Origin of the sequence: Cellulosimicrobium marinum, assembly GCF_020551945.1 — a bacterium.
Lineage (GTDB): Bacteria > Actinomycetota > Actinomycetes > Actinomycetales > Cellulomonadaceae > Cellulosimicrobium > Cellulosimicrobium marinum.
Map to the genome: position 1 here is coordinate 54,716 of NZ_JAJBZH010000010.1, position 13,516 is coordinate 68,231.

A 13,516-nucleotide genomic window follows, 5' to 3' on the forward strand; every position below is an offset into this window, starting at 1 on the left:
GGGTGACCGGGTGAGCGTCGTGCGCGAGACCAGCTACACCGTCCCCGGGATCCACGTCACCGACCGGGAGCTCGAGGTGCCGCTCGACTGGTCGGCCGAGCACGACCCGCGCCGCCTCACCCTGTTCGTCCGGGAGGCCGTGGACCCCGTGCGACGTCACGACGACCTCCCGCTCCTCGTGTTCCTCCAGGGCGGCCCCGGAGGCAAGGGCCCGCGCCCCACCGGACCCGACGGGTGGCTCGGCGAGGCCCTGAAGACGTACCGGGTCGTGCTGCTCGACCAGCGCGGCACCGGACGGTCGTCGGCCGTGCGCGCGGCGGCGCTCGCCGCGCGCGGCACGGGTGCCGCGCAGGCCGTCCACCTGGCGCACTTCCGCGCCGACGCGATCGTCGCCGATGCCGAGCACGTGCGCCGCACCGTCTACGGCGGTCGCCGCTGGACGTCGCTCGGGCAGTCGTACGGCGGATTCCTCACGATGACGTACCTCTCGCGCGCCCCCGAGGGGCTCGCCGCGTGCCTCGTCACCGGGGGCCTGCCCGGGCTGACCGCCGACGCGCGCGAGGTCTACCGCCGCACCCAGCCGCGCGTCGTCGGGAAGAACGCGCGCTACCGGGCCCGCTACCCGCAGGACGCGGCGACGCTCGCGCGCGTCGCGGACCGGCTCGCCGTCGGCGACGTCCGGCTGCCCGACGGCGACACGCTGACCGTCCACCGCCTCCAGACGCTCGGCATGGACTTCGGCATGAAGCCCGGGTTCGAGCGCGTCCACTGGGTCGTCGACGAGGCGTTCGACCCGGACGCGCCCGACGATCTCACCGACACGTTCCTCGCCGAGGTGGCCGCCGCGACGTCGTTCCGCACCAACCCGCTCTACGCGGTGCTGCACGAGTCGATCTACGCTCAGTCGCACACCGGCCCGACGGCGTGGGCCGCGCAGGCCGTGCGCGACGACGACCCCGCCTTCTCCACGAGCGCCCGCCCTCTGCTCCTCACGGGCGAGATGATCTACCCCTGGATGGTCGACGAGGTCGCCGCGCTCCGCCCGTTCCGGGCTGCCGCCGAGGCCCTCGCGGCCCGCGACGACTGGCCCGACCTCTACGACCTCGACGTCCTCGCCCGCAACGACGTCCCCGTCGAGGCGGCGGTCTACCACGACGACATGTTCGTCGACGCCGGGCTGTCGCTGGAGACCGCGGCGCACGTCGGCAACCTCGACGCGTGGGTGACGAACGAGTTCGAGCACGACGGCCTGCGCACCGGCGACGTCTTCGCCCGCCTCGCCGCCCGCCTCGCCGCACGCGGCGGCGCCCTCCCCGCCTGACGTCCGCTGAGTGCGGGATATTCGTCGCCCGGGTCGCCCTCGGACGACGAATATCCCGCACTCAGCGGCTTAGACCCCGCTCTCGCGTGCTTCGTCGGCCAGCTGTGCCAGGGCGGAGCCCTCGCGGAGATCGTGGAGCGCCGCTTCGTCGCCCTCCAGCCGAGAGGCGACGGCGTCGTAGAACTCGCGGGCCCTGAACGGCGCGATGTCGAGGAGCACCGACATCGATCGCCAGGCACCGATGCTGTCGCCGTCGGGCCGTCCGTGGCCGCGTCGTCGGCTCAGCTCGGCCACGCCGTCGAGCAGGTCGTCGCCCGGACCTTCCGGGTCGGTGAGGCGGTACGCGGCGTCGGCCTGACCGCTCGCCACGTCGTCGTCCCAGCCCGTGCGGTGCGCGGCGACGAGCGGGTGCAGCAACGGGTCACCCAGAGCGCCTGCCGCGACGAGCTCCAGCTGCCAGACGTCTCCGCTCCGACGGGTCAGGGCCCTCCGCACCTGCGGCAGAGCACGCGGGTCACGTCGGTACGCGAGCCCGACGAGGGCCTCACACCGCGTCTCTCGATCGACGTCGTCGAGCCGGTCCGCGAGCGCATCACGCAGCTCCGGCGTGTCGACCTCTCGGAACTGCTCCCCCAGGACGAAGCACGCGGCGTCACGGACCCGCTTCACCGGGTCCGTCGTGAGCGCGATCGCTGCCGCGACCATCTCCGTCGTCGGAGGCTCGCCGTGGGTGAGGATCGGCAGCTCCAGGACCGCCCTCCCCCGGACCTCCGCGTCCTCGTGCGACAGGAGTGCGATCACCCGGGCGATGTCCATGCCGGTCAGGATGACACCCCAACCCCGGGTTACTCGGCGATGAGCACGCCCGGTGCCGTGCAACCCGGGGCTCGGCACGACGGCGCGGCGTGCCACCAGGTCTCGGCGGGTCAGGTTCCGTCGGGCGACGGCGCGTGCTTGTCGAGGAACGCGTACACCTCGGTCGCGTCGACGCCGGGGAACGCGCCGCTCGGGAGGGCGGACAGCACGTGCTGGTGCATGCGGGCGCTCGGCCAGGACGCGTCCTGCCACTGCGCCTCGACGTCGGCGGCGGGGCGGCGGCAGCACGACTCGTCGGGGCACGCGGACTGCCGCCGGACGGTCGTGTCACGGCCGCGGAACCACTTGGCGGACGCGAACGGGACTCCCACCGCGAGGGAGAACTGGCCGCTCGTCGTCGTCCCGGTCTGCGTGGAGCACCAGAACGTGCCCGCGGGGGTGTCCGTGTACTGGTAGGACTCCTGGGCGCGGTCGCGGCGCGTGAACGCCTCGCGCACGGCCCACCGCCGGCAGACGAGCTGGCCCTCGATCGCGCCCGTGACGTCCTGGGGCAGGGGCAGCCCGTCGTTGGCGTACCCGCGGAAGAGGGCGCCGTCGTCGCCGACGCGCAGGAAGTGCAGCGGGATGCCGAGGTGCTCGGTCGCGAGGTTGGTGAGGCGTTGCGCGGCGGCCTCGTGCGTGACACCGAACGCGTCGCGGAAGTCCTCGACGGCGAGGTCCTTCTCGCGCTTGCGACGCTCCAGGAAGTCGACGGCCGCGGACTGCGGGATGAGGCAGCACGCCGCGAAGTACGTGATCTCGACGCGCTGGCGCAGGAACTCGGCGTAGGAGCGGGGACGTTCGTGGCCGAGCACGCGGTGGGCGATGGCCTGCAGGGCGAGCGAGCGCAGGCCGTGGCCGCCGGGGATGGACGCGGGCGGGAGGTAGATGCGGCCGTGCTTCAAATCGGTGACGGTGCGGGTCGAGTGCGGCAGGTCGTCGACGTGCCAGATCGTGAAGCCGAGCTGCTCGGCCATGCGCGCGACGGTCCGGTGCGTCAGCGCACCGATCGTGTAGCCCGCGCGGCGGGTCATGTCCTCCGCGAGCGCCTCGATGTCCGGGTAGTAGTTGTTGCGGGCCTGGCGTTCGAGGCGCAGCTCGGTGTTGGCGCGGCGCGCCTCCTCGGGTGTGGCGACGGCCTCGGTCGCGCGGCGCTGGAGCTCGGTGTGCAGGCCGACGAGGTTCTCCAGGACGGGCAGGGGAAGCTTCTGGCTGGCTCGGACGGCGGGCAGTCCGAGGGTGCCGAACAGCGGCCCGCGCTGGGCGCGGTCGAGCGCGATCTCCAGGGCGGCGCGGCGCGACGGCGGCTCGTCGGTGAGCAGGTCCGTCACCGTCACGTCGAGCGCGGCGGCGATCTGCTGGAGCAGGGAGAGGCGCGGCTCGCGGCGCCCGTTCTCGATCATGGACAGCAGGCTGGGGGCGGTGCCGACGGCTTCGCCGAGCGCGTCGAGGGTCAGGCCGCGGGTGGTGCGGACGTGCCGCACGCGGCGGCCGAGTGTCAGCAGGTCGGCCTGCGGCTCGGCGGGGTCGTGCGCGTCCTCACCGGGTGCGCGGCGTTCTCCGGGGGTCATTCCTTCACGCTACGTCAAGATCGCCTGTTCTTCACACCGATAGCGCTGGAAAGTCGTGCTCCGGCGCAGCGAGAGTGGTCGTGACGACAGTCCTTCCACCACCGCCGGGAGCCCACCATGACCGCGACCGCCCACCCCCGTCGCACGCGCCACGCCGCCCTGCTCGACGACGTCGACACCGAGCTCGCGGGCCTCACCGCGCTCGGGTCCCCCGCGCACGCCGTCGACCCGCGCCCGCGCGACGCCCGCGCCTGGGTGGCGGAGATCGCCGGGCTCACCGAGCCGGACGACGTCGTGTGGTGCGACGGGTCGGCCGAGGAGAAGCAGCGCCTGATCGACCTCATGGTCGGCACCGGCACCCTGCTCCCCCTCGACCCCGAGCGGCGACCCGGCAGCTACCTGGCGCGCTCGGACCCGAGCGACGTCGCGCGCGTCGAGTCGCGGACGTTCATCTGCTCGCGCGACGAGGCCGACGCCGGCCCGACGAACAACTGGCGCGAGCCCGACGCGATGCGCGCCGAGCTGCGCGGCGTGTTCGCGGGCTCGATGCGCGGCCGCACGATGTACGTCGTCCCGTTCTCCATGGGTCCGGTCGGCGGGCCGATCTCGCAGGTCGGCGTGCAGGTCACCGACTCGCCGTACGTCGTGGTGAGCATGGGCGTCATGACGCGCGTCGGGCAGGACGTCATGGACCTGGTCGACGGCGGCGCCCCCTTCGTCCCGGCCGTCCACTCTGTCGGCGCGCCCCTGGTCGACGGCGCGGGGGTCGCCACCGAGGACGTCGCCTGGCCGTGCAACGCGACGAAGTACATCGCGCACTTCCCCGAGACGCGGGAGATCTGGTCGTACGGCTCCGGCTACGGCGGCAACGCGCTGCTCGGGAAGAAGTGCTTCGCGCTGCGCATCGCGTCGGTCATGGCGCGCGACGAGGGCTGGCTCGCCGAGCACATGCTCGTCATCCGCGCGACGTCGCCCGAGGGCCGCCGCTACCACCTCGCCGCCGCGTTCCCCTCCGCGTGCGGGAAGACGAACCTCGCGATGCTGCGGCCGACGATCCCCGGCTGGACGGTCGAGACCATCGGCGACGACATCGCGTGGCTGCGCCCCGGACCCGACGGTCGCCTGCGCGCCATCAACCCCGAGGCGGGGTTCTTCGGCGTCGCGCCGGGGACGGGTGTCGAGACCAACCCGGCCGCCGTCGAGACGTTCGACCGCGACACGATCTTCACGAACGTCGCCCTGACCGACGACGGCGACGTGTGGTGGGAGGGCCTGACCCCTGAGCCGCCCGCGCACCTCGTGGACTGGACGGGTCAGGACTGGACGCCGGACTCCGGGCGCCCCGCCGCGCACCCGAACTCGCGCTTCACCGTCGCGGCCGCGCAGTGCCCCACCATCGCCGACTCGTGGGAGGACCCGGACGGCGTGCCGATCGACGCGATCGTCTTCGGCGGGCGACGCGCGAGCAACGTGCCGCTCGTCGCGCAGGCGTACGGGTGGGAGCACGGCGTGTTCCTCGGCGCGACGATCTCGTCCGAGCAGACCGCCGCGGCCGAGGGCACGGTCGGCGAGCTGCGCCGCGACCCGTTCGCGATGCTCCCGTTCTGCGGCTACACCATGGCCGACCACTGGGCGCACTGGTTGCGCGTCGGCGCCTCGCTCGACGCCGACAAGCGGCCGAAGATCTTCTGCGTCAACTGGTTCCGCAAGGACGCCGACGGGCGCTTCCTGTGGCCCGGATTCGGCGAGAACTCGCGCGTCCTCGCCTGGATCGCCGCGCAGGTCGACCGCGCGCACGGCGTGCGCACGGACACCGGGGCCGTGAAGAGCCCCGTCGGGCTCCTCCCCGCACCCGGCGCCCTCGACGTGGACGGCCTCGACCTGCCCGACGGCGCGCTCGACGCCCTGTTCGACGTCCCGGCCGAGCCGTGGCTCGCCGAGACCGCGCTCACGGCGGAGTTCTTCGACACGTTCGGCAACCGCGTCCCGGACGAGCTGTGGGCCCAGCTCGCGCGCCTGCGCGACCGTCTGGGGGCCTGACCGCCGACGCCCGCCGGACCGCACGGCCGGAAGCGACGGCTCGGCTGGGCGACGACGGCGTTCGACGTCTCCCCCACCGCGGTCGCCGCGGCGCGCGAGCGGAACGCGGGCTCGACGGTGAGGTACGCCGTGGCCGACCTGCTCGACCTGCCGCCCGCGCGGGTCGGCGCGTTCGACCTGGACGTCGGGATGTGACGCGCGAAGTACCGCCGAGCCGTTCGGTAGGTGCCGCTCGGTAGGCACTCTCAGTAGCGCATCCCCATGAGGTCCCGGACGTCGGCGAGCGTGCGGTCGGCGACCTCGTTCGCGCGTGCGTTCCCCCGAGCGAGCACGTCGAGCGGGTCCGGCCCGTCTCCCGCGGCGAGCGCGCGGCGTCGGGCCCGCAGCGGCCGCAGGTGCTCGACGAGCGCCTCGGTCACCACCTGCTTGAGACGTCCCGCGCCCGCCGCACCGACCTTGTCCGCGAGCGCCTCAGGCGTGGTCCCGGCGGCGAACGCGCCGAGCGTGAGGAGGTTCGCGACGTCGGGCCGACGCTCGGGCTCGTAGGTGACGTGCCGCTCGGAGTCGGTGCGGTGCCGCCGGACGAAGCGGGCGGTGGCGTCCTCGTCGTCGCGCAGCTCGAGCGCGTTGCCGGCGGACTTGCTCATCTTGCGGCCGTCCGTGCCGAGGACGGTCGGGGCGGGGGCGAGCAGCACGTCGGGCTCGGGGAAGTACGGCCGGGCGGCGGTGTAGCGCTGGTTGAAGCGCCGCGCGATCGTGCGGGTGATCTCGACGTGCGGGAGCTGGTCCTGCCCGCCGGGCACGAGGTTGCCGTGGCAGGACAGGATGTCGGCCGCCTGGTGCACCGGATAGGTGAACAGGAGGCCGCTCATGGGACGCCCCTGCCGTGCGGCGGCCGCGAGGGCCTCGGCCTTGACGGTGGGGTTGCGCTCGATCTCGGCCGTCGTGACGAGGCTGAGGAACGGCAGCAGGAGCTGGTTGAGGGCGGGCACGGCCGAGTGCGTGAAGATCGTCGTGCGCGCGGGGTCGATGCCCGCGGCGAGGTAGTCGAGGACGATCTCGCGGACGGTGGTGCGCAGGTCGCCGGGGTCGTCGCGGTCGGTGATGACCTGGTAGTCGGCGATCACGAGGACGACCTCGACGCCGGCACGCTGGAGGCGCACGCGGTTCGCGACGGTCGCGACGTAGTGGCCGAGGTGCAGCGCCCCGGTCGGGCGGTCGCCGGTGAGGACGCGGAAGCGCGACGGGTCGGTGGCGATCTGCCGTTCGACCTCGTCGCTGCGCGTGCGGGCGGCGGCGACGGACGCGGAGGACGACGGCGCGCGGGCGGGTGCGGGCGTCGCCGGGGTGAGGGTGTCGGTCATGGCGGGCTCCTTCGGGAGGTGCCGCGCACCGCGCCCGTCGCCCGGGCGGACCGGGGCGACATGGCGACGTCCCGGCTGCGGTGCGCAGCGCGGGACGTGGGCAGGGCAGGTCACGGCTGCGGAGGCAGCCACCACCAGCTCTGCGTGAACATGCGTCCACTGTACGTCGGCCCGTCCGCGCGTCGGCTCAGGTATCCGCGGTGTACGGCTTGTCCGGCCAGTACGCCCACTCCTCGAAGTGCGCGACGCGCCCGTCCGCCGCGAACCGCAGCACCCACACCACAGGTCCCGGTACTCCTGCGGCTCCGGCTCGTGGTACTCCACGTCCACGCGCACGACCGCCGTGTCGTCCCCGACCACGACGACCTCGGCCCCCATGGTGAACGCCGCGCCGTCGTCGACGAGCCAGAAGCCCGCGATGGCGTCGAGCCCCACGAGGGGGTCGGCGTACGGCGAGCGCAGGTACCGCGCGTCGTCCGTGAACAGCCGCGCCACCGCGCCGACGTCCTGCTCCCGCCACGCGCGCTCGTACCCGTCGAGCCACGCGGTCACCGTCTCGCGCTCCATGCGCCCCCCGTCGTCGGGCCGGCGCCCGTGCCGGCCTCGGCGTCCACCCTGCCCTGTGCGGGGCGTCCTCGCGCGCGCTGCTACGGGGCGGTCGTGCGCACCGTGACGGCCAGGTGGGGGAACCGGTCGAGCCGGGCCACGTCGAGCGGGCCCGACCGGAGGTAGCGCGGGTCGGGCAGGAGGCGCACGGTCGTGCCGGTGCGGTCGGCGGCGGGCAGCTCGACGAGCCCGTCCTGCGGCTCGCCGAGCTCGTAGCGCTGCGTCCACGCGCCGTCGCGCCGGTGGTTCGTGTGGTCGAGCCACGTGCACACGGCCGCGACGGTCGACATGCCGCCCCGCGCGCGCCCGCCGGGCAGCACCGGCGCCGCGGCGGGGTCGGCGCACCTCAGGTCCTGCGTCGCCATCACGGGTTTGCGCACGGCACGTCCGCCCGCGTCACGCCGGGTGTCCGTCCCGCGGCCGTCGTCGGCCACGGAGACCGACCCGTCCTCGTGGACCGTGACGACGACGGTGCCGCGCACGTCCTGGCTCTCGGCCTCCTCGTCGGCGTAGGCGAGGACCTCCAGGACGAGGTCCTCGACCGCGGCGGGCGCCACCCGGGCCGCCGAACGCACCGCCTCCAGATGGTCCCGGTCCACGGTGCGCGTCCAGTCGTGCGTCGTGCTGACCCAGCCCTCGGCGTCCGTCATGGGGCGACCCTAGCGAGGGCCGCCCACGTCCGGTGGGGGAGAATCGACGGCGTGACCTCCTCCCCCGACCCCGGTCCCGGCTGGCGCCCGCACGTCGCCGACCCGGCCGCACGGCCGCCGTCGACCCTGCCCCACGTGGTGTTCTTCGAGCCGCGCATCCCCGGCAACACGGGCAACGCGATCCGCCTCGCGGCGGTGACGGGCGCGCGGCTGCACCTGGTCGAGCCGCTCGGGTTCGACCTCGACGAACCGAAGCTGCGCCGCGCCGGCCTGGACTACCACGACCTCGCGACGGTCGAGGTCCACGCCGACCTCGACGCCGCCCTCGCGACCCTGCCCGGCCGGGTCTTCCCGTTCACGACCCGCGCCACGACGTCGTTCACCGACGTCACGTACCGGCCGGACGACGTGCTGCTGTTCGGCCCGGAACCCACCGGCCTGCCTGACGACGTGCTCGCCCACCCGCGCGTGACCGACCAGCTGATGATCCCCATGCTGCCCGGTCGCCGCTCCCTCAACCTGACCAACGCGGCGTCGATCGCGGTCTACGAGGCCTGGCGGCAGTCGGGCTTCGTCGGCGGCGCCTGACGCATCGTCGTCCCCGCTGCCGAGCACGAGGTTCCTCACGCGCGAGAACGAGGTTGGTGCCGCTATCCGACGCATAGCGGCACCAACCTCGTGTTCGGCGCCGGGGGTGGCGCGGGTCAGACGAGGTCGCGCACCGCCGCGTACTGCTCGCGGATCGCGGGCACGGGCTCGGCCTCGGACACCGTGCCCGACGACGCGCCCCACGTCGGCGCGGGCACGTCGCCACCGCTCGTGCCGGTGCTCGTCGCGCCGTCGCGGGCCCCGGTCCCCCGGTGCGCGGCGAGGACCCACGCGGCCTGGCGCGCCGCACCGTCGGCCACGTACTCGCCGGGCTCGGGCACCGTCACGGGCAGCCCGAGCACCTGCGGCGCGATGCGTCGCACCGCCTCGGACTGCGCGCCCCCGCCGATGAGCTGCACGCGCTCGACCCGCACGCCCAGCGCACGCAGGGCGTCCAGCCCGTCCGCGAGACCGCACAGCATGCCCTCGACGAACGCGCGCGCGAGGTGCTCGGGCGTCGTCGTGCCGAGCCGGATCCCGTGCAGCGTCCCCGACGCGTCGGGGCGGTTCGGCATCCGCTCCCCCTCGAGGTAGGGCACGAGAACGAGCCCGTCCGCACCGGCCGGTGCGGCGAGCGCGAGCCGCGAGAGCTCCTTGTGGTCGACGCCGAGCACCGACCGCGCCGCGTCGAGCACGCGGCTCGCGTTGAGCGTCACGGCGAGGAGCAGGTACCGGCCCGTCGCGTCGGAGAACCCGTTGACGAGGCCCGACCCGTCGGCCGTGCGGTCGTCGGCGACGGCGGACACGACGCCCGACGTCCCGATCGACACCGCGACGTCGCCCGCGACCATGCCGAGGCCGAGCGCGGCACCGGCGTTGTCGCCCGCGCCCGGACCGAGCAGCGCACCGCCTTCGACGGCCGACCCGGCCACCGTGGGGTGCGCGACGCCCGCGACCGCCGACGGCGCGACGACGCGCGGCAGCACGACGTCCGTGCGGCCGAGCGCGAGCTCGAGGAGGTCGAGGCGGTAGCCGCCCCGCCCGTCGTCCTGACCGTCACCCTGACCGCCACCGCCGGCCGCGACCGCTCGCGCCGCGTCCCAGTACCCCGTGCCCGACGCGTCGGACGCGTCCGTGACGAGGGCGTCCAGGTCCGGCCCGAGCGGTGCGGTCGGGTCGCCCTTCGGGCCGTACCCGGCGATGCGCCAGGTCAGCCAGTCGTGCGGCAGCGCGACCGCCGCGACGCGCGCGGCGTTCTCGGGCTCCGCGTCGCGCAGCCAGCGCAGCTTCGTGACCGTGAGCGAGGCGACGGGCACCGAGCCGATCGCGTCGGCCCACGCCTGCGCGCCCCGCTCGTCGTCGCCGTCGCCCAGCTCGCGGACCAGGTCCCGCGCCGCGCCCGCCGAGCGGGTGTCGTTCCACAGCAGCGCCGGCCGGACCACGTGGCCGTCGGCGTCGAGCGCGACCATCCCGTGCTGCTGCCCGCCGACGGCGAGCGCGGCGACGTCGTCCAGGCCGCCGGCCGCCGCGACCGCGGCGCCGAGGGCCTCCCACCAGGCGTCGGGGTGGACCTCCGTGCCGTCGGGGTGCTTCGCCGAGCCGAAGCGCCGCAGCGCCCCCGTCGCGGCGTCGCGCACGACGACCTTGCAGGACTGCGTGGACGTGTCGACGCCGGCGACCAGCACGCGCTGGCCGCCGGCGCCGGGCGTCCCGGAAGGGGTCGACACGTCAGCCGATGAGGTGCTCGAGCGCGAGCTGGTTGAGGCGCACGAAGCCGAAGTCGCGGTTCGCCGCGGCGTCGACGTCGAACTCCTCGTACGCGCTGCGGTCCGCGAGCAGGTCGGCCACCGACTCGCCGGCGGCGAGCGTCGGCTGCCCGAGCTCGAAGACGCCGGAGTGGGCGAACGCCTCCTGGACGCGGCTGTCGGCGCGGTACGCCGCGGCCTTGCGGGCGAGCAGGCGGTAGGTCTCCATGTTGGCGCGCGCGGAGTCCCACACGCCGACCTCGTTCTCGGTGCGCGACGGCTTGTAGTCGAAGTGGCGCGGACCGGTGTAGCGCGGGCCGCCGTTCGGGAAGCCGTTCTCCAGCAGGTCGACCGTGAAGAACGCCGAGAGCAGGTCGCCGTGGCCGAACACGAGGTCCTGGTCGAACTTGATCGAGCGCTGGCCGTTGAGGTCGATGTGGAAGAGCTTGCCCGCCCACAGCGCCTGCGCGAGGCCGTGCGTGTAGTTGAGGCCCGCCATCTGCTCGTGGCCCGTCTCCGGGTTGAGGCCCACGATGTCGCCGTTGTCGAGCTTGGCGATGAGGCCGAGCGCGTGGCCGATCGTCGGCAGGAAGATGTCGCCGCGCGGCTCGTTCGGCTTGGGCTCGAGGGCGATCTTGAGGTCGTAGCCCTTCTCCTTGATGTACGCCGCGGTGAGGTCGAGACCCTCGGCGTACCGCTCGTGCGCGGAGTGCAGGTCCTTGGCGCCGTCGTACTCGGTGCCCTCGCGCCCGCCCCACATGACGAACGTCTTCGCGCCGAGATCGGCCGTGAGGTCGACGTTGCGCAGCACCTTGCGCAGCGCGTACCGGCGCACGCCGCGGTCGTTCGACGTGAGGCCGCCGTCCTTGAAGACGGGGTGGCTGAAGAGGTTGGTCGTCACCATCTCGATGACGAGGCCGGTCTCGTCGGCGGCCTTGCGCACGGCGTCGAGGCGGCGCGTGCGCTCGGCGTCGTCGGCGCCGAAGGGCACCACGTCGTCGTCGTGGAACGTGAAGCCCCACGCGCCGAGCTCGGACAGCCTGTGGACCGACTCGGCCGGGTCCAGCGCGGGGCGGCTCGCGCTGCCGAACTGGTCCTGCGCCGTCCAGCCCACGGTCCACAGACCGAAGGAGAAGTTGATGTCCTGCGTCGGCTCGTCGGCCACGGTGGTCTCCTCGTCGTCGAGAATTCTCGGGACGTGCGGCCCGGCACCGGACCACACTTTTGTTGTACGGATGAACTTATGCGTCCCGGTCGGTAAGGTCAAGACGTGAACCGCGCCGCCGCGACCCGCACCGCTCCCCCCGCCGCCCGGCAGGCGACCCTGCGGGAGCACAACCTCGCGCTCGTCGCGCGCGCCGTGTTCGAGGCCACCACGCCATGCTCGCGCGCGAACATCGCCTCCGCGAGCGGACTGACGCGCGCGACCGTCTCCACCCTCGTCGACCGGCTCGTCGCCGCGCGGATCGTCACCGAGCTGCCGCCGCCGACGCCGCAGCGCGCCGGACGCCCCGCCGTCCCCCTCGTGCCCGCACCCCGCACCCTCGTCGGCCTCGGCCTCGAGGTGAACGTCGACTACCTCGGCGCGCGCGTCGTCGACCTCGCGGGCGAGGTCGTCGCGGAGCACGTCGCCCCCGACGACCTGCACGACAGCGACCCCGCGACCGTGCTCGCCCGCCTCGGTCGGATGGCGCGCGCTCTCGTCGCCGACGTCGAGGCCGACGGCATGACCACCGTCGGCGCCACGCTCGCCCTGCCCGGCCTCGTCGACGTCCGCGCCGCACGCCTCGAGGTCGCGCCCAACCTCGGCTGGTCGCGCCTCGACCCCGTCCCCCACCTCGGTCTCGACGGGCCCGCCGGGCCCCTGCCCGTCGGCGTCGCGAACGAGGCTAAGCTCGCCGCCCTCGCCCAGTCCGGGCGCGGCGTCGTGCCCGACGGCGACGAGGTCGGCACACCGTCGACGTACCTGTACGTCTCCGGCGACGTCGGTATCGGCTCCGCCATCGTCGTCGACCGTCGCCTCTTCCACGGGCGCCACGGCTGGGCCGGGGAGATCGGCCACGTCGTCGTCGACCCGGAGGGCCCGCGGTGCCGCTGCGGCGCACGCGGCTGCCTGGAGCAGTACGCCGGCAAGGACGCCCTCCTGCGAGCAGCGGGCCTCGACCCCGCCGCCGGCACGGACGACCTCCTCGCCGCGCTCGACGCCGGCTCCGACCCCGCGCGCGCCGCCGTGGCCCGCGCCGGCGGCGCCCTCGGCAGCGCGCTCGCCGACTACGTCAACCTCGTCGACATCGACACCGTCCTGCTCGGCGGGATCTACCCGCCGCTCCTCGGCCACCTGCGCGCCCCCGTCGTCGCCCAGCTCCGCGCCCGCGTCCTCGCCGCCCCCTGGTCCGACCTGCGCGTCGACGCCGCGCCTCTCGACGACCACGCCGCCCTCACCGGCGGCGCCCGCGAGGTCCTGCGCCACGTCGTCGAGAACCCCACCCCCTGGGCCGACCAGACCTGACCCCGCCCTCCCCGCCCGCCGAGGGAGAGACCCGTTCGCGCGAGGTAGTACCGCAGTCGCGCGAGGTAGTACCGCAGTCGCGCGAGGTAGTACCCAGGTGCGCCGGCAACGGCCCAGTCCCTGGTCGGTGGTACCCGACGGCGAGCGGTCACCCAGGTGGGACGGCACCGGGAGGGGTGGGTGGGGCGCCGCGTCGTGGCGGGTCTGGCGGGAGCCGCGAGGAACGAGCGGCGGAGGGAAGACGCGGCGCCCCACCCGCCCCCCCAC

Annotated in this window: 10 protein-coding genes and 2 pseudogenes; 5 read left to right on the forward strand and 7 right to left on the reverse strand. The window is 74.5% G+C overall.

The genetic code is table 11. From position 1 onward, the window contains the following. The first annotated feature begins 19 nt into the window (after nt 1-19). Complete coding sequence (locus LGQ04_RS16870) at nt 20-1,321, forward strand: alpha/beta fold hydrolase (protein WP_229245144.1); 1,302 nt, start codon at nt 20-22, stop codon at nt 1,319-1,321. 69 nt (nt 1,322-1,390) lie between these two features. Here the strand turns inward: LGQ04_RS16870 and LGQ04_RS16875 are convergent, their stop codons facing one another. Together LGQ04_RS16875 and LGQ04_RS16880 are read right to left on the reverse strand one after the other, a co-directional pair. Continuing rightward, nucleotides 1,391-2,137 carry a HEAT repeat domain-containing protein gene (locus tag LGQ04_RS16875; protein WP_229245135.1) on the reverse strand — a complete coding sequence of 249 codons (747 nt, stop codon included), beginning with the start codon at nt 2,135-2,137 and terminating at the stop codon, nt 1,391-1,393. 110 nt (nt 2,138-2,247) lie between these two features. Beyond that, a complete protein-coding gene (locus LGQ04_RS16880; RefSeq protein ID WP_229245136.1) occupies nt 2,248-3,747 on the reverse strand; it encodes a helix-turn-helix domain-containing protein in 1,500 nt (499 codons plus the stop codon). A 117-nt stretch (nt 3,748-3,864) separates the two neighbouring features. On the opposite strand from LGQ04_RS16880, the gene LGQ04_RS16885 reads away from it, so the two are divergent. Continuing rightward, nucleotides 3,865-5,787 (forward strand): phosphoenolpyruvate carboxykinase (GTP), encoded by a 1,923-nt coding sequence (locus LGQ04_RS16885; protein WP_229245137.1) that lies wholly within the window; start codon nt 3,865-3,867, stop codon nt 5,785-5,787. A gap of 48 nt (nt 5,788-5,835) precedes the next feature. Continuing rightward, nucleotides 5,836-5,982: pseudogene (locus LGQ04_RS17945) on the forward strand (methyltransferase domain-containing protein); the annotation flags it as partial. Nucleotides 5,983-6,032: 50 nt separating this feature from the next. Here LGQ04_RS17945 and trpS read toward each other — a convergent pair. The 3 genes and pseudogenes from trpS to LGQ04_RS16900 form a co-directional block, all read right to left on the reverse strand. Then, complete coding sequence (trpS, locus tag LGQ04_RS16890; protein WP_229245145.1) at nt 6,033-7,151, reverse strand: tryptophan--tRNA ligase; 1,119 nt, start codon at nt 7,149-7,151, stop codon at nt 6,033-6,035. Nucleotides 7,152-7,502: 351 nt separating this feature from the next. Further along, nucleotides 7,503-7,718: pseudogene (locus LGQ04_RS16895) on the reverse strand (nuclear transport factor 2 family protein); the annotation flags it as partial. A gap of 80 nt (nt 7,719-7,798) precedes the next feature. Next, nucleotides 7,799-8,407, reverse strand: coding sequence for an ATP-binding protein (locus LGQ04_RS16900; RefSeq protein WP_229245138.1), 609 nt, complete (start codon nt 8,405-8,407; stop codon nt 7,799-7,801). A gap of 126 nt (nt 8,408-8,533) precedes the next feature. Here LGQ04_RS16900 and LGQ04_RS16905 point away from each other — a divergent pair, with 126 nt between their 5' ends. After that, nucleotides 8,534-8,995, forward strand: coding sequence for a tRNA (cytidine(34)-2'-O)-methyltransferase (locus tag LGQ04_RS16905; protein WP_229245146.1), 462 nt, complete (start codon nt 8,534-8,536; stop codon nt 8,993-8,995). Between the two features lie 116 nt (nt 8,996-9,111). Here the strand turns inward: LGQ04_RS16905 and LGQ04_RS16910 are convergent, their stop codons facing one another. Together LGQ04_RS16910 and xylA are read right to left on the reverse strand one after the other, a co-directional pair. After that, a complete protein-coding gene (locus LGQ04_RS16910) occupies nt 9,112-10,722 on the reverse strand; it encodes a xylulokinase (RefSeq protein ID WP_229245139.1) in 1,611 nt (536 codons plus the stop codon). A 1-nt stretch (nt 10,723) separates the two neighbouring features. Further along, a complete protein-coding gene (gene xylA, locus LGQ04_RS16915; RefSeq protein ID WP_229245147.1) occupies nt 10,724-11,905 on the reverse strand; it encodes a xylose isomerase in 1,182 nt (393 codons plus the stop codon). Between the two features lie 105 nt (nt 11,906-12,010). Between xylA and LGQ04_RS16920 the strand changes: the two genes are divergently transcribed. Further along, entirely contained in the window at nt 12,011-13,249 is a 1,239-nt protein-coding gene (locus tag LGQ04_RS16920; RefSeq protein ID WP_229245140.1) for an ROK family transcriptional regulator, read from the forward strand. Nucleotides 13,250-13,516: the final 267 nt, after the last annotated feature.